The following is a 22,633-nucleotide window of genomic DNA, read 5'->3' on the forward strand; positions in this document are numbered from 1 at the left end:
ACCATGAGTCAGACCCTCGATTCCGCCCAGCTGTTGGCCGCGCTCGATAAAGTGATGGTGATCTCCACCACCGATCTGCAGGGCACCATCACCTACGTCAACGACCTGTTCTGCCAACTGACCGGCTTTTCCCGGGAAGAGTTGGTGGGCCAGCCCCACAGCATCGTGCGTCACCCTTCCGTGCCGAAAGCCGTTTACAAAGCAATGTGGGACACCATCAAGGCGGGCGGCATCTGGACCGGCATCATCCCGAACGTCGGCAAGGGCGGCGTGCTGTACGTGGTCGACACCACGGTGCAACCGCTGTATGACGCCCAAGGCAATATCGAGGCTTATATCAGCATCCGCCGCGTAATTAACGATCTGATGACCGACTTCGAATCGGTGGAATTCGCCAAAGAACAGTTCGACAACCACTACGACAAGTAACCGCTATGGCCGACATCATCGAACGCATCCTGATTGGTTACGGTTCGGAGTCGGGCAACGCCCGGGCGCTGGCGATGCGCCTGGGCGAGCAAAGCAGCCTGCAACCCTACCGCCCCGTCGTTAAAGAACTCAACGCCATCCAGCCCGCCGATGTGGGCGAACGCGACGCCCTGTTGATTGTCTCGAGCTCATTTGGCGACGGCGAACCGCCCGCCAACGCCGAACGTTTCCCCGACGCGCTGGCGCAATGGCCGGATCGCCACCGGTTGCGCTACGCCATCTTCGGTCTCGGCGACACCGCTTACCCGCATTTCTGCGGGTTTACCCAGGCGCTGGATGCGCGCCTGACGCAATACGGCGCCCGTGCCATCATCAATCGCGTTGACGCCGACGTTAACGTCGAACCGTTCTTCACCACCTGGCTAACGACGCTGGATAAGGTGCTGGCCGGCGATGCCCAGGCGGGCCGCGATTTGCATCTGCGCGTTACCGCCTACGGTGAAGACCATGCGTTCAACGCCGCCCTCCTCGAACGACGGCCGCTTAGCGCACGCACGCCGCAAGCCTGGCATTTGCGGCTGAATATCGCCGGCAGCGGCATCGTTTACCGGGCGGGGGATACCGTCTATCTGTTGCCGGAGAACGACGAAGGATTATTGATCCGGCTGGCAGAGTGGCTCGGCAGGCCGGAGGCCATCGACGCGCTGCGGCGCCGGGAGCTGCGCCAGATCAGCAAAACGACGCTGCGCGAACTGGCGCAGTTGGCCGACAGCGAAGAGCTCAAAAGCCTGCTCAAGATCCGTCAGCGCAAATCCCTGGAGAGTTATCTGTACGGCGCCGATCTGCTGGACGTGCTGCACGATTTTTGCCCGCCGCACGCGATCACGCTGGAGAACCTGTTGGCGCTGCTGCCCATTTGCCTGCCGCGCGCCTACTCCATCACTTCGGCAACGCGGGAAGAGAGCCTCGATCTGTGCGTGCGCGACGTGCGTTATGAACGCGGCGGCCGCACGCGGCGCGGCACGGCGACCGGCTGGCTGCTCAAGCACCCCGGCCCTTTCCGCCTCTTCTGCCGCGCCAACCCCGGCTTTTACCTGCCGCGCGACACCGCCTTGCCGGTGCTGCTTATCGGTACCGGTACCGGCATCGCACCGTTGATTGGCTTACTGCGCGAAATGGCCGCCCAGGGCGAACGGCGTGAAACCGTCCTGTTCTTCGGTGAGAAAAGGCGCGATGAAGACTTCCTGTATGGCGAGGAGTTGGTCACGCTGAACGCGACGGGCGTACTCACACGGCTCATCACGGCATTCTCGCGCGACGCCGCCGACAAGTATTACGTGCAACACGCCATCGACGATCACGCCGATGCCGTCAGCGGCCTGCTGCAACGGGGCGCGCATGTCTACCTGTGCGGCAATCGCCAGTATCTGGAACATGCCGTGGCGACGGCGCTGGAGCAAGCCTGCGGGGCGGAAAACCTGTGGCAGACGCTGATTGAGCAGCAGCGCCTGCACCTGGAACTCTATTGAGACAGGGCGGCGTTCACCGCTCCGCGCGCAACAGCAAGGAGACGATGAACGCGCCCCCCAGCCCCGCCGTAATGATGCCGATGGGCAGCTCCTGATTGGGGATCAGGCTGCGGCTGAGCATGTCGCCGCCGGTCAGCAGCATCGCCCCCAGCAGGCCGCACATCGGCACGGACAAGCGGTGGCGCACACCTACCAGGCGCCGGGCCAGATAAGGCACCATCAGCCCGACAAAACCGATCACGCCCGTCAGCGAAACGAGAAACGCCGTAGACAATGCGCAGCACAGAAAGGTCTCGGTGCGCAGGCGCGCCACGTTGACGCCCATCGAATGGGCGGTTTGCTCGCCCGCCAGCAGCGCATCCAGCGCCCGCCAACGCAGCGCCGTAAACCCGGCCAGCAGCGCGAAACTCACCAGCGGAATGAACAGATTATCCCAACGCGCCAACCCCAAGCCGCCCAGCGACCAGAACAACACTGAACCGGCCGCCCGCTGATCGCCGGAAAAGACCAGATAGCTGGTGAGCGCGCTGAACAAAAATGAGACCGCCAGGCCGCAGACGATAAGCTGCTCGGCGCGTCTGACCCGGCTGACGCGAAACAGGATCATCACCGCCAACGCGGACAGAATGCCGCCGACGAAAGCGGACAGCGGCAACGTCAGCGCCCCCAGCGCATCGCCGAAGCGCGTGATGACCAGCACCGCGCCGGCAGCGGCGCCGGAGGAGAGCCCAAACAAAAAAGGATCGGCCAGCTCATTGCGGGTGGTGGTCTGCAGCAGCGCGCCGGTCATCGCCAGCCCGGCGCCGGTCAACGCCGCCAACAAGGCCCGAGGCACGCGCAGTTGCACGACGATAGTGTCCAGCATGCCGGAAAGCGGCGCCGAACCTATCCCTAACGCCGCCAACGCCTGCCGCCATGACAGCGCGACGCTGCCCAATTGCAGGCTCCAGACCATTAATCCGCACAACGTCAACAGCGCCAGCGGCGCGAGCACCATAAACCGCCGTGTCGGCGAGTTCATTCAGCCTCCGGCGCGTACAGCGCCCGCGCCAGCTTTTCCACCGCGCCGATATTGGCCGGCCCCGGCGTCAGCTCCGCATACTGCAGTTTCAGATAACGATGGTGCCGTACCGCAGGCGTCAACTTCATCAACGGATGAGACTCGAGGAAACGCCGCAGCGCCTCGGCGCCTGACCCGGTCTGGTAATCCAGCAGAATGATGAAGTCGGGTTCCGCCGCCGCCACCGCCTCCCAGGATGCCGTCGTCCAGCTCGCCGCCAAACCGTCCATCACGTTGCGGCCGCCCGCCGCTTCGACAATCGCCGTCGGCATGGCGTATTTACCGCTGGTAAAAGGCTTCTCTTCTCCCGAGTCATACACGAACACCTTGAGCGGCGCCTGACCCGCCGGTCTGGCGGGCAGCGCGGCTAACCGGCGGCGCCAGCCCTCAACCAGCGCGGCGGCCTCTCGCTGCTTGCCGAAAATCTTGCCGAGCTTCAGCTCATCGTCATACAGCAGGTTCATATCGGCCTTCTGCGGCCGGCCGCCGGCCTGTACGCAGCTCTCGCTCAGCACCAGCGTTTTGATGCCGAACGGCGCGAGCGTCTCCGGCGTGACGTCGCCGCCGATCTTCATGCCGTAATTCCAGCCGGCGAAGAAAAAGTCCGGCTGCGCCGCCAGCAACGTTTCCAGAGCGGGATACTTCGGCGCCAGTTCGGGAATGGCGCCCATCGCCGCCTTGAAATCAGGCGTCAATTTGTACCAGCCGGTGATGCCGGTCAGCCCGACGATCCGATCCTGCAGATGAAGCGCAAAGGCCATCTCGGCCATATTGATGTCGTTGATGACGGCGCGCTGCGGCGCCTGATTGAAAGTGATCGGCGTACCGCAGCTTTCTACGGTGACGGGAAATTTTTCGGCCGCTGCCGCTCCGCCGGCCAACAGCAGGAGCAAGGGGAATACGCGTATGTTCATGTTTCTCTCTGGTTTATCAAGCGCAATGGGGAACTTCAAAAATACGCAGCGTTTTCCCGCTGACGGGATGCGCCACGCTGAAACTGTGCATGCCGAACACCGGCAGAATTACCGGGGTTTGCAACACCGCCGCGGGCGAGCCGCAGGCCACCTGGCGGCTTTCGTTGAGCACCAGGATCCGATCGGCGAACGCCTCCGCCACGGGCAGGTCATGCAGCACCGCAATCACGGCGATGGCTTTATGTTTTACTAACGACAGCAGCGCCGAACGCCCGGGGGGATCGAGGTGATTGGTCGGCTCATCCAACAACAACAGGTCGGGAGTCTGCGCCAACGCCCGGGCCAACGCAGCGCGCTGACGCTGGCCGCCCGAGAGCCGCCCCAACGGGTGGTGCCTGAGCGGCGCCAGGCCGGTTTCCCCGATGATCTCGTCAACGATGCGTTTTCCCGCCGCGGGCCGTTCGCCATGCGGCAAACGCCCTAACGCCACATAGTCCTCCAGCGACAGCCGCAAATCCGGCAGATCGTTTTGCGCCAGAAAGGCGATGCTTCTGGCGCGTTCCGCCGCCGACAAGCCGGACAAAGCGCCCCCTCGCCAGTAAATCTCGCCGCTGTCCGGCCGCGTTTCGCCGATCAGCGTGCGCAACAGGCTGGATTTGCCGCTGCCGTTAGGGCCGATCACCGCCAGTTTCTCACCGGCGCGCAGCGTGAAATGGATGTTGTCGAGTATCGAGGCCCCGCCGTGGCCGGTCAGGCTAACCCCATCAACATGGAGGATGTCGTGAGCTGAATTCATTATGTGTTAATTGTTATATTATAACATATCAATATTTTTATCACGATTGCGCGCCCTCTGCAAAAACGAATCGTAAAGTCTCTCACTGCACGCATGACGGGAAACGGCGGCGGGGAGCCTACCCCCTTGCGCCTCGCGCTGGCGTTAAAACTGCGTTTTTGCAGCAACATAGCACACCTTTAATTTAATGATAATGATTTTCATTATCATTTATGCTTCTGTGATTTTCGGTTGCGCGCCCCGCTGAACTTGGCTATGTTTGAAGCGATTGGTTTCATTCACGGTTTTCAGGAACTCACATGACCTACCTGGCGCACAGCACAGACCCGACAAACGCGACCGTTCCGGCCGTCGTTTTGCTGTGTGCTTCCTCCGCTCCACCCGCAGTTTTCTCTGTCGTTTCCGCGGTTGCCGCTTACCCGCCACGCCTTGTGGTCGTGCGCTAAGCCACACCGACTTTTTACCTCCGGCTTATGTTGATTTGTTGCGTTCAGGCGTAGACCGCCGCGCGCGCCGGAGCCTGTAATTTTCACGACAGGTGAAATTGATATGCGATTACCTTCTCTCTGGGCCAATGCCGGCCTGGCTACGCTGTTCGTCCTGCTTTGGAGCAGCGGCGCGATCTTCTCCCGTTGGGGGTTGGAGCACGCCTCCGCCTTCGCTTTTCTGTTCTTCCGCTGCGCCATCGCGCTGGCGGTGCTGTTGGCCATCGGCCTGTGGCAGCGCCAGTGCCTGCCCGCCGCCGGCACCCGTCGGCGCGTCGCGTTGATCGGCGTGCTGATGATCGGCAGCTATCAGATCTGCTATCTGCTGGCCCTCGAACGGGGCATTACCCCCGGCGTGCTGGCCACGCTGCTTGGCGTACAGCCGATCCTGACCCAGTTCATTACCGAACGGCGCTGCGCCGGGCTGCGCGCGCTCGGGTTGGCGCTGGCGTTGGCGGGGCTGACGCTGGTGGTGTACCAAAGCCTGATGGTGGCCCATTTCTCGCTGAGCGGCATGCTGTTCGCCTTTATCGCCTTGGGCTGCATGACCGCCGGCACCCTGCTGCAAAAGGGCATGACGCAGCCGCCGCTGGCGGTGTTGCCGCTGCAGTATGCCGTCGGGCTGTTGATGTGTGCGTTGGCGCTGCCGTTTGAGCCGCTGCGGGTCGAATGGAAGCCTGAGTTCGTGCTGCCGCTGCTGTGGATGGCGGTGGTGATCTCGGTGCTGGCGACGTTCTTGCTGTATCGGCTGATCCAGCGCGGCAACCTGGTGCAGGTGACCAGCCTGTTCTACCTGATCCCGGCGGTCACCGCTCTGCTGGATTATCTGCTGCTCGGCCACGCGCTGGCCGCGCTGAGCCTGCTGGGCATGGCGGGCATCGTGCTCGGCGTGATGCTGGTTTTCCGCCGCGCATAGCCTAAAAACAAAAGCCCCCGCGCCGTTCCTCCGGCGCGGGGGCGATAACAACAACCGTTAACTCAGAATAACCAGGAACCGTACCCCCACAGCAGCACCGTCACCCCAAGCAGCAGCTCGAGCAACAGAATGCCGATGGCGAAGGTCGAGCTGGAGAAGATGAACCCTTCCTTACTGTCGATATTCAGGAAGTGCGGGATCCCCAGATTCAGCAGATAGCCCGAATAGCACAGGCCGATAATGCCGACAAACAGACACAGCCAGACGACCGGATAAAGCGCCACTACCCCGCTGAGGAACATCGGGGTCGCCACGTAGCCGGCGAACACCATGCAGCGGTGCAGGCTTGGGCGCGATTCATAACGCCGCGCCATCCAGTGAATGACTTTCCCCATGGCCGCTACGCCTGCCAGCATCAGCAGGTAGAACGCCACGGCGGTATAAAACGCGGTAAACATGTCGAGCCTGATGGCATGTCCCTCGCCGGAGAGCCAGCCCAACTGGGTGGTGCCGATAAAGGCGCAGACCACCGGGATTGCTGCCAAGAGCAACACGTGATGGGTGTATAGGTGCGAGACGCTTTCATTCTCGCTTTTGATCTGTTCGAACTCGGCGCTGGGATGCGCCAGAAGTCCCCAAACATGACTGACCATGAGACACCTCCTATCTCGCCGTAGGCCGCGATCGGCGAACGAATTTCACACCTCTGACGGACAGCTACCCGTGCGAGGATTGCGGCCACGGGGCTCTCTCCCCTGTACTAATTATAGTCTTTTGGCGAAAAAACGTGCGGAAAGCGAAAGGCGCGGCGCTTTGTCTTATACTCCCCCCATTAAACCCAGGCTGTGAGGAAGGTTATGTCATCCGCTATCATCACCCGCCAGGCGGGGATCGTCGACGCCGGGCGCAACGTCACCGTGGTAGAACCCTGCAATCTTTACGGCTGCCGGCTCGGCGACGATGTCTTCGTCGGCCCGTTCGTCGAGATCCAGCGCCACGTCAGCATCGGCGCGCGCAGTAAAATTCAGTCGCACAGCTTTATCTGCGAATACGTTACCCTCGGCGAAGCGTGCTTTGTCGGCCACGGCGTTACCTTCGCCAACGATCTGTTCCGGGACGGCGCGCCCAACGCCGATCCGGCCAGTTGGGGGCGCACCTGCATCGGTGATCGGGTGTCCATCGGTTCCGGCGCCACGATCCTGGCGGTGACGATCTGTAGCGACGCGGTGATCGGCGCCGGGGCGGTCGTGACCCGCGACATCACCCGCAAGGGGATCTACGCCGGCAACCCGGCGCGTCTGCTGCGGGAGCTGCCGTAATGAACCCGGCCATCCGCATCGCGGCCATTGAGACGTTGCCCGACGATTATCTGGCCCGCGGCGATTTCAGCTTCACCATCGCCTGTTACGCCCTGCCGCAGTTCGACAGCCCGGTGGACAGCTGGCCAACCCGACCGGTGGCGCCGTTTCGCAAACGCTATCCCCTGGCGCCGTTCGCCAACGAAGACAGCGTGACCTTCCTGGCTTATCGCCAGAACGACGCCGTTGGCCACATCACGCTGAGCAAAAACTGGAACGGCTACACCCTGATCGACGAGATCGCCGTCAGCGCTGACGCGCGCCGCCAGGGCATCGCCGGGGCGCTGCTGGACTGCGCCAAACAGTGGGCGCGGCAGCAGGAAACCTCAGGTATGATGCTCGAAACGCAGAACAACAACCTGGCGGCCTGCCGCTGCTACCAGCACTATGGGTTTATCCTCGGCGGCATCGATCGCTTGCTGTACCGCGCCGAACCGGAGATCGCCGATCACGAAATCGCGCTGTTCTGGTATTTGCCGTTCAATAGCGAAATCGGTTACTGATTTATCGATTGCCATTGAGGTTATGTTTACTTTTTAACCCCTACCATCGGATGAGAACTGTTATCACTTACTCTGATAAACCAGCGACACCCATGGAGGGCCGTATGAACAAGAACAAGGCTGTTTTACTGATGTTAGCTATCGCCATGAGCGGATGCGCCGATCGCCCCACCGCCGTCCCCCCCCCAACGCCGCCGACCGACGCCGCCGTTTCGCCGCCGAACCTGCAACCGCAGATGGATGACAGCACCCGCAGCAAGCTGCGTGAGATCCTCGCACTGCGCGCCGGTTGGCCCGCCGCGCAGCCGCATGGCCGCACCGTCGATTTGATTTCGCGCGAATTCCTCGGCACGCCCTATCTCGCCAACCGCCTGATCGGTTCGCAGAGCACGCCCGAGCAGTTGGTGATCGACTTCCGTGGGCTGGATTGCTTCACCTACATCGATTATGTCGAAGCGCTCAGCACCGCCCGCAGCGAAGCCGAGTTCGTTCAGCGCCTGGTGGACATCCGCTATGTCGACGGCAAAATCGCCTTCCCGCAGCGCAAACACTTCTTCACCGACTGGGCGCAGCGGCCGAAAAAAGTGGCCGAAGACATCACCGCCCAGCTCAGCCCGCACGCCGTCAGCCTCGTGAAAAACCTCAATCAGAAAGCCGACGGCGGCAGCTACCTGCCCGGCTTGCCCGTCGTGCAGCGCAGCGTGACCTACATTCCCAGCGACCGCGTCGACGACAAGGTGCTGGCCCAGCTGCGCACCGGCGACTACATCGGCATTTACACCAACCTCGCCGGGCTGGACGTGACCCATACCGGCATCTTCGTCATGACCGACAACGGCCCGGTGCTGCGCAACGCCTCATCGCGCAAGGCCAACATGCAGGTCGTCGATTCACCCTTTATGGATTACGTGATGGCCACGCCGGGCATCGTGGTGCTGCGTTCACTCAGCCGATAATCCCCCACCGTATAACGGCTATAAGCTATAGCCGTTTATGCTGAACGAGCGTTTGACTTCATCGGCGGTTCAGGCTTAGCTGTAAGAACAAAAACCAACTGATTTTATTGTTCTTTTCAGGGAGAGTTCGATGACCTTACGCTGGCGTATCACCCCTCTGGCGGCGGCCTTCGCCGCCGTATTGGCGCTTCAGGGCTGCGATCAAAAAACCGACCAAAACCATATCAAAGTCGGCGTCATCAACGGCGCGGAACAGGACGTGGCAGAAGTCGCCAGGCAGGTGGCGAAAGAGAAATACGGGCTGGACGTCGAGCTGGTCGGTTTCAGCGGCTCGCTGCTGCCGAACGACGCCACCGACAAAGGCGAACTGGACGCCAATGTGTTCCAGCACCGCCCGTTCCTCGAACAGCAAAACAAAGATCACGGCTATAAGCTGGTGGCGGTCGGCAATACCTTCGTCTTCCCGATGGCCGGCTACTCCAAAAAGATAAAATCGCTGAAAGAGCTGCCGGACGGGGCGGTGATCGCCATTCCGCTCGATCCGACCAACCTGGGACGCGCCCTGCTGCTGCTGGAAAAAACCGGGCTGATTAGCCTGAAGCCTGGCAAAGGATTGCTGCCTACCGCGCTGGACATCAGCGCCAACCCGCATCATTACCAGATCATGGAGCTGGAAGGCGCGCAGTTGCCGCATGTGCTGGACGATCCGAAGGTCACCGTCGCCGTCATCAGCACCACCTACATCAACCAAACCGGCCTGTCGCCGACCAAAGACGGCATCTTCATCGAAGATAAAGACTCGCCGTACACCAACATCATCGTCACGCGCGAAGACAACAAGGACGCGCCGAACGTGCAGAACTTCATCAAGGCCTATGAATCGGATGAAGTGGCCAAAGCCGCCGAAAAAATCTTCAACGGCGGCGCGGTGAAAGGCTGGTAATGCCAGGCAAACCGCCTCAGGGGCTCTCCCCAAAGAGCCCCTTCCCGCTCATCATCGCCTTTTCTTATCTCACCATAAGAAAACCCGATTTATCCCGACGGCGAGCAGCGCGCATAATGGCGTTTATCCGCTGATTTTCAAGGTAAACAGACACGTGACAACGCTCTCCGCCCCCGTACTCAGCCTTCTTGACGCCACACCGGACGATATGGCCGCCGTGCTGCGTATTTACACCCAGCACGTGCTGTACGGCGCGGCCTCGTTTGAAGAGCAGCCGCCGACGCTGGCGGAAATGCAGCTGCGCCTGAGCAAGGTGCGGGAGGCCGGCCTGCCCTGGCTGGTGGCGAAAAGCGCAGGTGTCATTGTGGGTTACTGTTATGCCACGCCTTATCGCCCCCGGCCGGCTTACCGCTTTACCGTGGAAGACTCGGTGTACATCGCCGAAGGGCAACAGGGTAAAGGCATCGGCAGCGCGCTTCTGAGCGCCTTGATCGCCCGCTGCGAACAAGGCCCCTGGCGCCAGATGCTGGCGATCGTCGGCGATTCCGCCGCCAACCGCGGCTCATTGGCCTTGCATCAGTCACTCGGCTTCACCAGTGCAGGGACGTTAAAAGCGGTGGGGTTCAAGCTGGGGGAATGGCGTGACACGCAGATTATGCAGCGCGCGCTGGGCGCGGGCGACAAGCGGCGCCCGTGAAGGCATGACGACGCACGATAGAGAGATAGCGTCTATAGTGAAGAATGATTTCATTAAGTTAGCGCCAATCGCGCCCCACCTTTAACCGGTAAGGAAGAAGCCAATGAAAATTATTCTGTGGATTGTCGCCATCATCTTCATCGTGGGTTTGTTGACGATTACCGGCGTTCTCAAACTGATCTTTTAATCCGTCTGATACGTCCCGCCCCTCCCGGGGCGAGACTTTTCATCAAGCCTTGAAACGCGCGCGCACGGCACCCAGCGCCGACACCACCGCCAGCACGACACCGCCGGCCACCAGCCCGAACGCCACGTTCAACAGCGCCGGGATCACCCCCTGCAAAAGATGGCCAAACGTCGGCACCACAGTGGTGTACGAGGCCCAGTCTTCGAACAGATGATGCACCGGCGGCAAACCGTGGGTCAGAATACCGCCACCGACCATAAACATGGCGACAGTGCCGACGATCGACAGCGTTTTCATCAAATAAGGCGCGGCGCGCACGATGCCGCCGCCGAGGGAGCGCGCCACCGCGCTGCGTTTGCGGCTCAGATACAGCCCCAGATCGTCCAGGCGGACGATGCCGGCGACAATGCCGTACACACCGAGCGTCATCACGACGGCGATGCCGCACAAGACGATCACCTGCTGGCTGAAGGTGGCGCCGGCGACCGTGCCCAAGGTGATGGCGATAATCTCGGCGGACAGCACAAAATCGGTGCGTATCGCCCCCTTGACCTTGCGTTTTTCATAGGCCGCGGCGTCCTCATTGGCGCCGGGCCCGTCCGATGTCTCCTCCTGCGCCGCCTTGCCGGGGCTCAGGCTGTGGAACACCTTTTCGAACCCTTCGTAACACAGGTAGGCGCCGCCCACCATCAGCAGCGGCGTAATCGCCCAGGGCGCGAAGGCGCTGATCAGCAGCGCCAACGGCACCAGGATCGCCTTGTTGATCAGCGAGCCTTTGGCGACGCTCCACACCACCGGCAGCTCGCGGTCGGCTTTAACGCCGGTGACCTGCTGCGCGTTGAGCGCCAGATCGTCCCCCAGCACCCCGGCGGTTTTTTTCGCCGCCATCTTGCTCATTAAAGAGACATCGTCCAGCAATGAGGCGATGTCGTCGATGAGAGTGAGTAAGCTACTTCCTGCCAAAATGATTCATCCTTTTACATTCACATTTATTATTTGTTTAGCATAGCGGTTAAGTGCCATGCAGGGATATAGGATGAGAGAGGAAAACGCCAGGCCAGCAATGGCCGCCCCGCGCCGACGTTAACCCCCCTCGCCCGCCGGCCCCTCATCGGATCCGGTAGCGGCCGCACGCGAGATATGTTGAAGGACAAGGCGATGGGCATCAAATACGCACGATAAATGCGTGCTGCCTTCAAGCAAACCAAAGGCGGTTTGGGCGTTGCCATGCTGTTCGACGAAGCGCTGCATCGCTTGCGCATTGAACAACTCATCCTGCGCTGCCGCCAGCAGCAAGGTCGGTAATCGCAGCGCCGCCAGTTGCCTGGCCGGGGCGCGAGGCGTCAACGCGTTAGCCATATTGACGCTGTATTGGCAGACAAAATCGGGGGCGGCGGCCAGCACAGCCGGGGGAAAATTCAGGCTGACCGCCCGAACTTGCCCAAACCAGCGCCCGCCGCTGAGCGCATTGGCGACAAACGGCCATTGACGCACCTGCGCAAAACGGGCCGTCGCCGCCAGATCGCGGGCCATCCCGGAAAATGGCCCCAGCTCGGGCGCCAGCATGATCAGGCTATCCGCACGCTGTTCGCCTGGGTAACGGGTCAGGTAGTTGAGCAACATCCCGGCGCCGCTCGAATGGCCCAGCAGGTGCCTGCGCGCCAACGGAAACCGGCGGCGCATTTCCGCCAGGATGACATCGACATCGCGCCAAATACGCTCAGGCCGCTCAACCGTCCCCCGCTCTCCCGTGGAATCGCCATGTCCGCGGATATCCACCAGGCACACCGCGAGCGTTGGCTCGGCGGCCAGCTGGCGCGCAAGAACGCCATACCCGGCGGCGCTGTTCACCCCGCCACCGTGATAAACCACGATCGCGTCTTCACTCTCGGCTGCGTGCCGATACAGACGATAGCTCAACCCCTCGACGCAACCGGACGACATGTCCACATGCCCGCCCGGCCACTCGCCGTAAGACTTCGCTTGCTCAACATAGCGGTCAAAATCAATCAAAGCGCACCTTTCCATGATGTTGTCGGTATTGCCCACGGCAGAGAGCCCTGCCGCCATGGCGATAAGCATATGAAACAACAGTAGGCGCTACCATCCCTTTTGCACGCCGCGCGCTGAGCTCAGGGCAGATCGCCCGCCGGCACATTGAGCTGCCAGGAAAGGCCGAAACGATCGTTGAGCCAGCCGAAACGGGCGCTGAAGCCGTAGTCATCGAGCGGCATCAGCACCTTGCCGCCCTCCGCCAGCCGGTGGAACGCCCGCTCCAACGCTTCTTCGTTAGGCAGGTTGATGAACAGCGACACCGCCGGGGTAAAGCTGAAGTCATGGCTGATCGGGCTATCGGTAAACACCAGGTTCTGCCGATCAAAATCGATGGACGCATGCTTGATCAACCGCCGGCCGTCCGGCGTCGGATCGTAATGCTGCACCTGCATGAGCCGAAAACGCTCGAACACCTGGCTGTAGAGATCGATCGCCCGCTGCGCCTCTCCCTGGAACATGACAAAGGTCGAAACCTGACTCATAACATCCCCTCCGGCAAACGTTGTGGTATTAATGGAGGATAGCGGATTACCGTTGAAGCGGCGGAAAGGAGCAACCATGAGCATCATTCATCGCCTGGCGCAGCCGGACGATCTCAACGGCCTGTTAGCCTTGTATCGCGAGCTGCGCCCGCAGGACGCGCCGCTGCGCGCCGACGATGCGCGCCGTACCCTGCAACGCCTGTTGGACGACCCGGCGATCCGTCTGGTGGTGGCGGCGAAAGAAGAACACCCGATCGCCACCTGCATGCTGGCGCTGATCCCGGGGCTGGCGCATCAGGCGCAGCCGTTCGGCGTCATCGAACACGTGGTGACGGCGGAGCCCTACCGCGGCCACGGCGTAGCGCTCGCCATGATTGAGTACGCGCTGCAGCTGGCCTGGCGCAAAGGCTGTTACAAGGTGATGCTGTTGTCGGGGCAGCAACGCACCGGCGCGCATCAGCTCTACCTGAAAGCGGGCTTCGACGGCGATCGCGAGCGGGGATTTGTCATCAGACGGCCCGAGGGCCGATAGCGGCCCGCCGCAAACGGGCGGACCGCCAGGCGGGTTATTCGCTGTCGTTCTTCGCCAGACGGGCGTCTTTTTGGCGGCGATAGTCACGCGCGGCAGCCGGGATCGGCGTCACCTTGCCGGTTTCAATCCAGCTGCGCAGACGGTTGGCGTCGGCGAAGTGGGTGTATTTGCCGAAGGCGTCCAGCACCACCAGCGACACCGAGCGGTTGCCGATCACGGTGCGCATCGCCAGGCAGTGCCCCGCCTGGTTGGTGAAGCCGGTCTTGGTCAGCTGAATGTTCCATTTCGGGTTGTACACCAGGTGGTTGGTGTTGCGGAACGGCAGCGTGTAGTTGGGATCCTTGAAGCTGGCCATGCGTTCGGTGGTGGTGCTGAGCTGGCCGATCAACGGATATTGCTTGGTGGCGATCAGCAGTTTGGTCAAATCGCGCGCCGTCGACACGTTATGAATAGAGAGCCCGGTCGGTTCCACATAATGGGTATTGGTCATGCCGAGCGCCCTGGCCTTGGCGTTCATCGCTTTGATGAAGGCGTTGTAGCCGCCCGGATAGTGGTGCGCCAGGCTGGCGGCCGCGCGGTTTTCCGACGACATCAGCGCGAGCAGCAGCATATCCTTGCGGCTGATTTCGCTGTTCAGCCGCACCCGCGAATACACCCCTTTCATCTCCGGCGTCTGGTGGATGTCCACCGACAGCATCTCGTCGAGCGGCAGGTGCGCGTCCAGCGTGACCATGGCGGTCATCAGCTTGGTGATCGAGGCGATCGGCACCACCTCATCCGGGTTGCGCGCGTACATCACCTTATGGGTTTGCATATCGACGACCATCGCGCTGCCGGAAGCCAGCTCCGGCTGGGTGGCGTGCACGGCGGCGGCGTTGTCGCTGGCCAGCGCGCGCGGCGCAAAGCCTGCGCCCGCCTGCAAAGCGAGCAGAGTCAGAACCAAAACACGTATTTTCACAGGCATTACTCTGAAATGGGGGCTTGAATTCAGCGAATTATATGTGAGGGTTCAGCGCTTGGCACTGGGATTGTATGGCGGATTTGTGACAAATTCTGTCGGCCGAAAATCGGTACAGCCCGCGGGCGCTCTGGGATGAACGCCCGCGGGGAAAAAGTTACAGTGCCGGCTGCCACGCCGACTGCGGCAACAGGTACAGCCCCGGCGTTTGCCGCGCTCCCGCGCCGACGATATGGCCGATGCCGGCCGCCATCACCGCCAGCGTGACGTCGAAAGCGTTAAGGCTGTCGCCATAGCCGGCGGTCAGGTTGAACATCGAGCCATTGGCCAGCAAATAGACCGTCTTTTCATTCAGTTGGTAAGCATTCACATAAGGCATCGGCTCGTGGTGCGGCAGGCTCTTGAGGAAGCCGACATCGATCTCTTCGGCCACGTGGCCGACGTTGAGGATAAATACGCCGTCCTGCGCCTGTTGCAGATGCTGCGCCGAAAGCACGTTTTTCGCGCCGGTCGCGGTGGCGATAACGTCCGCCTGCGCGACCGCGCTCGCCAGATCCACCACCTGCCAGCCGTCATAACGCGCCTGCAGCGCACGCGCCGGATCGATTTCCGCCACCATCACCTGGCCGCCGTAGGCTCTGGCCGCGGCCGCCGTGCCCTGCCCGACCAGGCCGTAACCGATCACCAGCACGCGCTTCTCGTGCAGCGTCAAATGGGTGGTCTGGAAGAAGGTATGCCAGGCGGTCAGCCCAACCATGTGCCGGTTATGCAACCCTTCTTTCACCGGCAGATCGTCCCAATTGAAGATCGGGTAGCGCGGCGCCACGCCGTTCAACCGGCTGATGCCTGAACCGGTGGCCTCCAGCCCGGCGACGATCTGCGGGCCGTTCGGCGACTGGTGCAGACGGGTGGTCAGATCCGCTCCCATTTCGCACAGGTGAGTCGGCCGCCAGGCCAGCGCGCGATCGAAAGATTCCGACCATTCGCCGGCGCTCATATCGCGCCAAGCGTAAGCCTGCGCGCCCCGCCGTTCCAGCCAGGCCACCACGTCGTTCTGTACCGTGGTGGGATTGCAGGTGGTCAGAAAGATCGCCGCGCCCTTGTCCAGCAGGCCGGCCACCAGCGGCGCCATTTTCAGATCCAGGTGCATATTGCACGCCAACCGCACCCCGTGCAGGTCCGGCAACGCCGCCACCGCCGCCCGGGTGCGCGGCATATGGCGCATCGCCCAGCTCAATTCGCTCTCAAAATCCTGATACATCCGTTGCTCCTCTGATGCGCCCCGCCGCCAGGCGTGGCAAAAAAGTTATCCCGCGCGGCCAAGCCGGCGGATCGCCTGCGGCGACAGGCCAAATACGCGGATAAACGCCCGCCTCATACGCTCCGGATCGCTGAACCCCACCGAGCGGGCGATCGCTTCCAGCGGTTCGGCGCTCTCTTCAATACGCCCCCTGGCCGCCTCTACCCGCAGCTGCTCGATCACCTTGGCCGGCGTCTGCCCGGTTTCGGCGCGGAACAGCCGGCCGAATTGCCGCTCGCTCAGGCAGGCGGCGTCGGCCAGATCCGCCACCGACAGCGGCAGATGCAAATGCTCGCGCGCGTACGACAGCGCGGTGCGCATGCGATCCGACGACGGATTCAGCGCCAGCAGCAGTGAGTACTGCGACTGCCCGCCGGGGCGGCGGTGATAGACCACCAGCTGCCGCGCCACGGCCGCCGCCAGGGTGGCGCCCAGGTCGTCTTCGATCAGCGCCAACGCCAGATCGATGCCGGCGCTGATGCCGGCCGAGGTCCAGATATCCCCGTCGCGAATGAAGATGCGGTTGCTGTCGACGCGAATGCGCGGGTAGTTCTGCTGCAGCCGCGCCGCGTGATACCAGTGAGTGGTGGCGCGCTTGCCGTCCAGCAGCCCGCAGGCCGCCAGAATAAACGCGCCGGTACATACGCTGGCGATGCGCCGCGTTCGTCGGCTTTGGTTGGCCAGGAACGCCGCCAGCGCCGGTGATTGCGCCGCCATCACATTGCCGCTGCCGCCGGCCACCACCAACGTATCGAAACGCTCGTCGCCGCACGGCTGCGTGGCGATTTCCACCCCGGCCGAGCTGGCGACCATGCCGCCCTGCGGCGAGATCGCCACACAGCGGTAGGCCGGCGGGTCGGTGAACTGGCTGACGTTATCGAACGCCGCCAGCGGCCCGGCAAAGTCCAGCAGGTTAAAACCGGGAAAAACCACAAAACCGATCGTTTTCATGATGGCGCTTTTTGAGGGTTATCTGTCATATCAGCCAAAAACAGGGCGGCTATTATGCCCCAGGTCCAACGATAAAAATGAGGCGAATATCATGTCTGAATCACTCGTGATTGTATTTCCCATCTATCAAGGCGTCACCCAGCTCGACTTCACGGGCCCCTTGCAGTTCCTGCGCCGCATGCCGGGCGCGGAAATCATCGTCGCCTCGGTAGACGGCGCGGATGTCGAGTCGGAAGGCTTGCACTTCACCCAACTGCGCCCGCTGCCGGAGATCGCGCGCTGCGACGTGCTGTGCGTGCCGGGCGGCAGCGGCTGCACCCAGGCGCTACAAGATGAGGCCTTCATGCAGCAGATCCGTCGGCTGGGCGCCGATGCCCGCTACCTGACCTCGGTGTGCACCGGTTCGCTGATCCTGGCCGCCGCCGGTCTGCTGCAAGGCAAACGCGCCGCCTGCCACTGGTCGATGCGCGACAGCCTGAAGCTGTTCGGCGCCGTGCCGAGCTCAGCGCGCGTGGAGCGCGACGGCAATGTGATCAGCGGCGGCGGCGTCACCGCCGGCATCGATTTCGCACTGGCGCTGATCGCCGAACTGCACGGCGAAGAGACCGCCCAAATGATCCAGCTCTATCTGGAATACGCCCCGGCGCCGCCGTTCGAGGGCGGCACGCCGGAATTGGCCCCGCCGCACATTTACGCCAGGGTACAGGCGCAGATGGCGGAGAGCCTGCAGCGGCGCAGAGCGTTGGTGGCCCAGATCGCCCAAGGTTAGCAATCGGGCGTATACTTGCCCTTATGCGTCAGCCACATAAGGAGTAAGGAATGACCGATTTAGCCCACTATATTACGGACTACGGTTACTGGGCGTTGTTTATCGGCTGCCTGGCGGAAGGGGAAACCATCACGCTGCTGGGCGGCATCGCCGCTCATGAAGGGCTGTTGCACTGGCCGTGGGTGATCGCAGTGGTGGCGCTGGGCGGCATGATGGGAGACCAGCTGCTGTACTTCGCCGGCCGCCGGTTTGAAGGCCGCGTCATCTCGCGGCTCAAGGGACAGGAAAAGCGCATCGCGCGCGCCAGAAGGCTGATCGCCCGCCACCCGATGCTGTTCGTTATCGGGGTGCGTTTCATGTACGGTTTCCGCATCATCGGCCCGGTGTTGATCGGCGCCAGCCGCCTGCCGCCGTCGCGCTTCGTGCCGCTGAACATCCTCGGCGCCATTTTATGGGCGACGATCTTCGTCATGCTCGGTTATTTTGGCGGCCAGGCGATCGAACGCTTCGTTACCGGCTTCGACAAAAAGCTCTCCAGCCTGCTGTTTGTCGCGCTGGCGATCGCCGCCATCCTGCTGGTGCGTTTCTGGTGGCGTAAACGCCACCCGGAGTAAGCAAATGCAGCGGGCGTCAGCTTTCCTGCGGCGCCTCGCGCATCAGCGCGACCAGTTCGCGCGCCGCTTTGTCCAACGGGCGATTCTTAAGCCAGATCAAATGCATCGGCAAGCGCAGCTCGTTCTTGGTGTTTTTGAACTTCAGCCGCACCAACCGCCCCTGCGCCAGCAGCGGCTCGGCCAACGACAGCGGAAAATTGCCCCACCCCAGACCCGCTTCCACCATGTTCAGCGCCATCGGCAGGCTGTCGGTGCGCCAGTAAGCCTCCGCCACCTGAGGACGCAGATCGCCGATCGGCAGATCGCGGCTGGCTACCATGATCTGCCGCACGTTGACCAGATCCTCGAGAAACAGCTCGCCCGCCGCGCCGTCCAGCGCCGGGTGCTGCGGTGACAGCATCGCCACCAGTGACTCCGCGCCCACGAAGTGGAACTGTTCCGCGCTGTTGACGTTCAGCCCGCCGAACGCCAGACAAACGCCGATGCGCCCCTCGTGCAGCATGTGCAACACGTCGTCCTGCGGCGCGCTGAGCACTTCGATGTTCAGCAGCGGATAACGCTGCGACAGCGTTTTCACCGCCGCCAGCAGGCCGGCGCCGTTGATATCCGACGCCACGCCGATCGAAAGCCGGCTCTCCAGCCCCTGGGACAGTTCGATGGCGTGCACCTGCAGCTGCTTGAGCTGCCCGGCGATCAGGCGGGCGTGCGGCGCCAGGGCCAACGCCAGCGCGGTCGGCGTCGGTTCACGGTGAGAACGGTCGAACAAGGCAAAACCGAGCTCCGCCTCCATGTTGGCGATGGCCATGCTGACGGCGGAGGGCACGCGCCGCAGCGCGCGGGCGGCGGCGGAAAACGAGCCGCGATCGAGCACCGCCAAAAACAGTTCGATGTTGTCGCTGGAAAAATTCATTGTTCAACCTGTCAGATTAACTGACAGCTCCTGACTTTTTCTATCAATGTTATTGACGTTATCTTAGCCGCCGTCGCCACAGAGGCAACTAAAAACAGATCGGGAGAAAACGATGCAAGGCGTCAAACGCAAACTGGTGTATGTCACCGCTTATGAAATCATCGGCATGGCGATCTCGGCGCTGGGGCTGGCGCTGCTGTCGGGCCACGCGCCAAGCAGCACCGGGCCGCTGGCGGTGGTGATCACCACCATCGCGGTAAGCTGGAACTTTATTTACAACTATGTATTCGAGTGGTGGGAAAGCCGCCAGGCGTCGCGCGCCCGCACGCTCAAACGCCGCATTTTGCACGCCGTCGGCTTTCAGTTGACGCTGGTAGTGTATCTGATCCCGCTGATCGCCTGGTGGATGGGCATCACGCTGTGGCAGGCGCTGCTGCTGGATATGGCGTTGATCGTCATCATTCCTTGTTATACCTTCGTGTTCAATTGGGCATTCGACAAGCTGTTCGGCCTGCCCGCATCGGCCCTGCCGGCCGGCGAATCGGCCTAAGACTCGTTACGCGCCCACCGACCCGCTGCTGATGCCATTTTCTGCGCGGGTCGCCATTTCCTTTCCCCTTATTTCTCACCGCGAAATATAAGAACAACACCCTGTAATTTGCACGGTAATTATTATTTTGTGATTTTAATCACTTTTTATTCCTCGATATTTCCGTCTTGATAAAACATCACATCTTTTTGAATAATATATCCTTTTATATTTGGATTAAAAAATAAACACACTTGTTCACGTTTTATGCGCAGTATTTTTTGCCACCATTACGGAGAAAAGGTAGCATGCTTCGCCGTTATTTTAATGATGGCTGTATACACAATAAACAGCGGAATGATGCCACGACCTCATTCTCATGACGATTGGTCATAGCAATCGTTTGCTCTCGGTAAGAGCAGGGTTAACATAGACAGGTAAACAGGACGGATAATGCACTCACAAAAACAGTCTGCGGATGAAAAACACGCCGCCAGAAGACGCTGGCTAGACTCTCATGAATCCGGTTATCACAAAAGCATGGGCAACCGGCAAATCCAAATGATCGCCATCGGCGGCTCCATCGGCACCGGCTTGTTCCTCGGTACCGGCGGCCGTCTCGAACTGGCCGGGCCGGCGCTGGCGCTGGTCTATCTGGTGTGCGGGATCTTCTCTTTCTTCATCCTGCGCGCGCTGGGCGAACTGGTGCTGCATCGCCCTTCCAGCGGCAGCTTCGTTTCTTACGCTCGCGAGTTCCTCGGTGAAAAAGCCTCTTACGTTGCCGGTTGGATGTATTTCCTCAACTGGGCGATGACCGGCATCGTCGACATCACCGCCGTGGCGCTGTACATGCACTATTGGGGCACCTTCGCCGACGTGCCACAGTGGCTGTTCGCCCTCGGCGCGCTCGGCATCGTCGCCACCATGAACATGATCGGCGTGAAGTGGTTCGCCGAGATGGAGTTCTGGTTCGCGCTGATCAAGGTCGCCGCCATCGCGCTGTTCCTGATTGTCGGCGTTGTCTTCCTCGGTACCGGCACGCCGGTGGCCGGCCACACCACCGGCATGCACCTGATCACCGAAAACGGCGGCATGTTCCCGCACGGCCTGCTGCCTGCGCTGGTGTTGGTGCAAGGGGTGATCTTCGCCTTCGCCGGCATCGAGCTTATCGGCACCGCCGCCGGCGAGTGTAAAGATCCGGCCAAAATGATGCCCAAAGCGATCAATAGCGTGATCTGGCGTATCGGTCTGTTCTACGTCGGCTCCGTGGTGCTGCTGGTGCTGCTGCTGCCGTGGAACGCCTATCAGGCCGGCCAAAGCCCGTTCGTCACCTTCTTCAGCAAGCTGGGCGTGCCTTACATCGGCACCATCATGAACATCGTGGTGTTGACCGCCGCGCTGTCCAGCCTCAACTCCGGCCTCTACTCCACCGGCCGCATCCTGCGTTCGCTGGCGATGGGCGGCTCCGCGCCGAAGCTGATGGCCAAAATGAGCAGCCAGCAGGTGCCTTACGCCGGCATCCTGGTCACCTGCGGCATCTACGTGATCGGCGTGGTGCTCAACTACCTGGTGCCGTCGCAGGTGTTCGAGATCGTGCTGAACATCGCCTCGCTGGGCATCATCGCCTCCTGGGCGTTTATCATCGTTTGCCAGATGCGCCTGCGCAAAGCCGTGCGCGAAGGCCGCGCTCAGCCGGTGTCGTTCAGAATGCCGGGCGCGCCGTTCACTTCGTGGCTGACGCTGGCGTTCCTGCTGATCGTGGTGGTGATGATGGCCTTCGACTACCCGAACGGCACCTGGACCATCGCCACCATTCCGGTGTTGGCGGTGCTGCTGACGCTGGGCTGGTTCGGCCTGCGCAAACGCGCGCAGGAAGTGAAGCTGGAACAGCAGGCTCACGAAGAGCAGAACCCGCACTGAATCGACAAACCGCCCTCCGGGGCGGTTTTTTTATCCGCTATAACCGCCCGTAGAACGTCATTCTGGCGCTTTCTGACAGCATCACGTCCGGCTGCGCATTGTAGGCCAGCACCACCAGCATGCGCGTGGTGTCGCCTTCGGTCGGCGTCACCCGGTGCATGGCGTTGCGCCCGCGAAACAGCACCAAATCCCCCTCCTCCATCGCCAGCTGTTTGACCGCCCGCTCACCGTCCAGCACCTGCGTGACCCCGGCATAGTTCATCTCGCCGCGATCGGCGTCGCGCAGGTTCTCCACGTATTCGAAGCGCCCACCCGCCTGCGGTTTCTGGATCAGGAGCGTGATGGCGAACGAGGAGTTGTCAAAATGCCAGCCCAGCTCCTGACCGGTGTGGGCGTAATGCAGGTTGATCGACGACAGACGATCGGCGTAGGGATACAGCTGCGCCTCATCCAGCACCGCACAGAGGAATGCGCGAAACGCCGGAGCGTCGTACAACGCGCGCAGCGGCGACTGCGGCGGAATATCTTCGTCGGTAATGCAGCCCTTGGACGACACCACCAGCCGGTTGCGCGCATGCTCGGCCGGCAGCGCGTCGTCCTGCGGCCGTAGATACACGTTGTGTTTGCTGGTGGCGTAAAACGCCGCATGGTGCTGTTCGGCGCCTTCCAGCCGCACCGTCGCCAGCGCGGCTTCGCGCAGAAATCCCGGCAGCACCAGCGCGCCGGCGCGCGCCAGCGTTTGCCGGCAGCGGACGCGGAACGCGGCGTCGTCGATGGGGTGGGCGGACAGATCGATAATATCGGCAAGTTGCGGCATGACGTTCCCCTCGTGTGCGAAAG

Annotated in this window: 25 protein-coding genes; 13 read left to right on the top strand and 12 right to left on the bottom strand. The window is 61.8% G+C overall.

Annotation, left to right across the window (positions count from 1 at the left end; translation table 11 throughout):
• The first annotated feature begins 3 nt into the window (after positions 1-3).
• A complete protein-coding gene (locus ACSBQV_RS08555; RefSeq protein WP_023447580.1) occupies positions 4-429 on the top strand; it encodes a PAS domain-containing protein in 426 nt (141 codons plus the stop codon).
• 5 nt (positions 430-434) lie between these two features.
• Positions 435-1,958 carry a flavodoxin domain-containing protein gene (locus ACSBQV_RS08560; RefSeq protein ID WP_099785294.1) on the top strand — a complete coding sequence of 508 codons (1,524 nt, stop codon included), beginning with the start codon at positions 435-437 and terminating at the stop codon, positions 1,956-1,958.
• Positions 1,959-1,971: 13 nt separating this feature from the next.
• On the opposite strand, the gene ACSBQV_RS08565 is transcribed toward ACSBQV_RS08560, so the two are convergent.
• From ACSBQV_RS08565 to ACSBQV_RS08575, 3 genes are read right to left on the bottom strand one after another with little or no spacing between them, the layout of a single operon-like run.
• Positions 1,972-2,979, bottom strand: coding sequence for a FecCD family ABC transporter permease (locus ACSBQV_RS08565; protein ID WP_033652390.1), 1,008 nt, complete (start codon positions 2,977-2,979; stop codon positions 1,972-1,974).
• Positions 2,976-3,932, bottom strand: a complete 957-nt coding sequence (locus ACSBQV_RS08570) for an ABC transporter substrate-binding protein (RefSeq protein WP_033652389.1) — start codon at positions 3,930-3,932, stop codon at positions 2,976-2,978. The genes ACSBQV_RS08565 and ACSBQV_RS08570 overlap by 4 nt, the downstream gene beginning before the upstream one ends.
• Before the next feature lie 16 nt (positions 3,933-3,948).
• A complete protein-coding gene (locus ACSBQV_RS08575) occupies positions 3,949-4,728 on the bottom strand; it encodes an ABC transporter ATP-binding protein (RefSeq protein ID WP_241019226.1) in 780 nt (259 codons plus the stop codon).
• A 549-nt stretch (positions 4,729-5,277) separates the two neighbouring features.
• Here ACSBQV_RS08575 and ACSBQV_RS08580 point away from each other — a divergent pair.
• The gene (locus ACSBQV_RS08580; protein WP_069100125.1) at positions 5,278-6,129 is read left to right on the top strand and encodes a DMT family transporter; all 852 of its coding nucleotides are present in this window, start codon (positions 5,278-5,280) and stop codon (positions 6,127-6,129) included.
• Positions 6,130-6,191: 62 nt separating this feature from the next.
• Here ACSBQV_RS08580 and ACSBQV_RS08585 read toward each other — a convergent pair whose 3' ends face one another.
• Positions 6,192-6,782, bottom strand: a complete 591-nt coding sequence (locus ACSBQV_RS08585) for a Yip1 family protein (protein ID WP_019453944.1) — start codon at positions 6,780-6,782, stop codon at positions 6,192-6,194.
• 204 nt (positions 6,783-6,986) lie between these two features.
• On the opposite strand from ACSBQV_RS08585, the gene ACSBQV_RS08590 reads away from it, so the two are divergent.
• The 5 genes from ACSBQV_RS08590 to ACSBQV_RS08610 all read left to right on the top strand — a co-directional run bounded on the left by ACSBQV_RS08590 (position 6,987) and on the right by ACSBQV_RS08610 (position 10,586).
• Positions 6,987-7,448, top strand: coding sequence for an acyltransferase (locus ACSBQV_RS08590; RefSeq protein ID WP_099785298.1), 462 nt, complete (start codon positions 6,987-6,989; stop codon positions 7,446-7,448).
• Complete coding sequence (locus ACSBQV_RS08595; RefSeq protein ID WP_033652386.1) at positions 7,448-7,990, top strand: GNAT family N-acetyltransferase; 543 nt, start codon at positions 7,448-7,450, stop codon at positions 7,988-7,990. Before ACSBQV_RS08590 ends, ACSBQV_RS08595 begins: the two co-directional genes overlap by 1 nt.
• A gap of 104 nt (positions 7,991-8,094) precedes the next feature.
• Positions 8,095-8,946: a DUF1460 domain-containing protein gene (locus ACSBQV_RS08600; protein WP_099785300.1), complete on the top strand. Its 852-nt coding sequence runs from the start codon at positions 8,095-8,097 to the stop codon at positions 8,944-8,946.
• A gap of 130 nt (positions 8,947-9,076) precedes the next feature.
• Positions 9,077-9,889, top strand: coding sequence for a MetQ/NlpA family lipoprotein (locus ACSBQV_RS08605; RefSeq protein ID WP_033642272.1), 813 nt, complete (start codon positions 9,077-9,079; stop codon positions 9,887-9,889).
• 154 nt (positions 9,890-10,043) lie between these two features.
• Positions 10,044-10,586: a GNAT family N-acetyltransferase gene (locus ACSBQV_RS08610; RefSeq protein WP_072055787.1), complete on the top strand. Its 543-nt coding sequence runs from the start codon at positions 10,044-10,046 to the stop codon at positions 10,584-10,586.
• A 229-nt stretch (positions 10,587-10,815) separates the two neighbouring features.
• On the opposite strand, the gene ACSBQV_RS08615 is transcribed toward ACSBQV_RS08610, so the two are convergent.
• The 3 genes from ACSBQV_RS08615 to ACSBQV_RS08625 all read right to left on the bottom strand — a co-directional run bounded on the left by ACSBQV_RS08615 (position 10,816) and on the right by ACSBQV_RS08625 (position 13,310).
• Positions 10,816-11,736 carry a DUF808 domain-containing protein gene (locus tag ACSBQV_RS08615; protein WP_033642270.1) on the bottom strand — a complete coding sequence of 307 codons (921 nt, stop codon included), beginning with the start codon at positions 11,734-11,736 and terminating at the stop codon, positions 10,816-10,818.
• 120 nt (positions 11,737-11,856) lie between these two features.
• Positions 11,857-12,822, bottom strand: coding sequence for an alpha/beta fold hydrolase (locus ACSBQV_RS08620; RefSeq protein WP_241900191.1), 966 nt, complete (start codon positions 12,820-12,822; stop codon positions 11,857-11,859).
• An 83-nt stretch (positions 12,823-12,905) separates the two neighbouring features.
• Positions 12,906-13,310, bottom strand: a complete 405-nt coding sequence (locus tag ACSBQV_RS08625) for a VOC family protein (protein ID WP_033652382.1) — start codon at positions 13,308-13,310, stop codon at positions 12,906-12,908.
• Between the two features lie 76 nt (positions 13,311-13,386).
• Between ACSBQV_RS08625 and ACSBQV_RS08630 the strand changes: the two genes are divergently transcribed.
• Positions 13,387-13,842 carry a GNAT family N-acetyltransferase gene (locus ACSBQV_RS08630; protein ID WP_046686614.1) on the top strand — a complete coding sequence of 152 codons (456 nt, stop codon included), beginning with the start codon at positions 13,387-13,389 and terminating at the stop codon, positions 13,840-13,842.
• A gap of 34 nt (positions 13,843-13,876) precedes the next feature.
• Here the strand turns inward: ACSBQV_RS08630 and pbpG are convergent, their stop codons facing one another.
• The 3 genes from pbpG to ACSBQV_RS08645 form a co-directional block, all read right to left on the bottom strand.
• Positions 13,877-14,806 (bottom strand): D-alanyl-D-alanine endopeptidase, encoded by a 930-nt coding sequence (gene pbpG / locus ACSBQV_RS08635; RefSeq protein ID WP_099785302.1) that lies wholly within the window; start codon positions 14,804-14,806, stop codon positions 13,877-13,879.
• A gap of 151 nt (positions 14,807-14,957) precedes the next feature.
• Positions 14,958-16,061 carry an adenosylhomocysteinase gene (locus ACSBQV_RS08640; protein WP_072628133.1) on the bottom strand — a complete coding sequence of 368 codons (1,104 nt, stop codon included), beginning with the start codon at positions 16,059-16,061 and terminating at the stop codon, positions 14,958-14,960.
• Between the two features lie 45 nt (positions 16,062-16,106).
• Positions 16,107-17,051 carry a GlxA family transcriptional regulator gene (locus ACSBQV_RS08645; protein WP_342204909.1) on the bottom strand — a complete coding sequence of 315 codons (945 nt, stop codon included), beginning with the start codon at positions 17,049-17,051 and terminating at the stop codon, positions 16,107-16,109.
• 91 nt (positions 17,052-17,142) lie between these two features.
• Between ACSBQV_RS08645 and ACSBQV_RS08650 the strand changes: the two genes are divergently transcribed.
• Both ACSBQV_RS08650 and ACSBQV_RS08655 read left to right on the top strand, forming a co-directional pair.
• Positions 17,143-17,820 (top strand): DJ-1/PfpI family protein, encoded by a 678-nt coding sequence (locus ACSBQV_RS08650; protein WP_033652379.1) that lies wholly within the window; start codon positions 17,143-17,145, stop codon positions 17,818-17,820.
• A gap of 50 nt (positions 17,821-17,870) precedes the next feature.
• Positions 17,871-18,434, top strand: a complete 564-nt coding sequence (locus ACSBQV_RS08655; protein WP_015377041.1) for a DedA family protein — start codon at positions 17,871-17,873, stop codon at positions 18,432-18,434.
• A gap of 16 nt (positions 18,435-18,450) precedes the next feature.
• Here ACSBQV_RS08655 and ACSBQV_RS08660 read toward each other — a convergent pair whose 3' ends face one another.
• A complete protein-coding gene (locus tag ACSBQV_RS08660) occupies positions 18,451-19,344 on the bottom strand; it encodes a LysR family transcriptional regulator (protein ID WP_033642264.1) in 894 nt (297 codons plus the stop codon).
• Positions 19,345-19,456: 112 nt separating this feature from the next.
• On the opposite strand from ACSBQV_RS08660, the gene ACSBQV_RS08665 reads away from it, so the two are divergent.
• Both ACSBQV_RS08665 and ansP read left to right on the top strand, forming a co-directional pair.
• Complete coding sequence (locus tag ACSBQV_RS08665; RefSeq protein ID WP_047025658.1) at positions 19,457-19,894, top strand: PACE efflux transporter; 438 nt, start codon at positions 19,457-19,459, stop codon at positions 19,892-19,894.
• Positions 19,895-20,326: 432 nt separating this feature from the next.
• Positions 20,327-21,793 (top strand): L-asparagine permease, encoded by a 1,467-nt coding sequence (ansP, locus tag ACSBQV_RS08670; RefSeq protein WP_033642262.1) that lies wholly within the window; start codon positions 20,327-20,329, stop codon positions 21,791-21,793.
• Between the two features lie 37 nt (positions 21,794-21,830).
• Here ansP and ACSBQV_RS08675 read toward each other — a convergent pair whose 3' ends face one another.
• Entirely contained in the window at positions 21,831-22,610 is a 780-nt protein-coding gene (locus ACSBQV_RS08675) for a HalD/BesD family halogenase (protein ID WP_047025660.1), read from the bottom strand.
• Positions 22,611-22,633: the final 23 nt, after the last annotated feature.

This window comes from Serratia sp. B501 (assembly GCF_051172315.1).
Lineage (GTDB): Bacteria > Pseudomonadota > Gammaproteobacteria > Enterobacterales > Enterobacteriaceae > Serratia > Serratia ureilytica.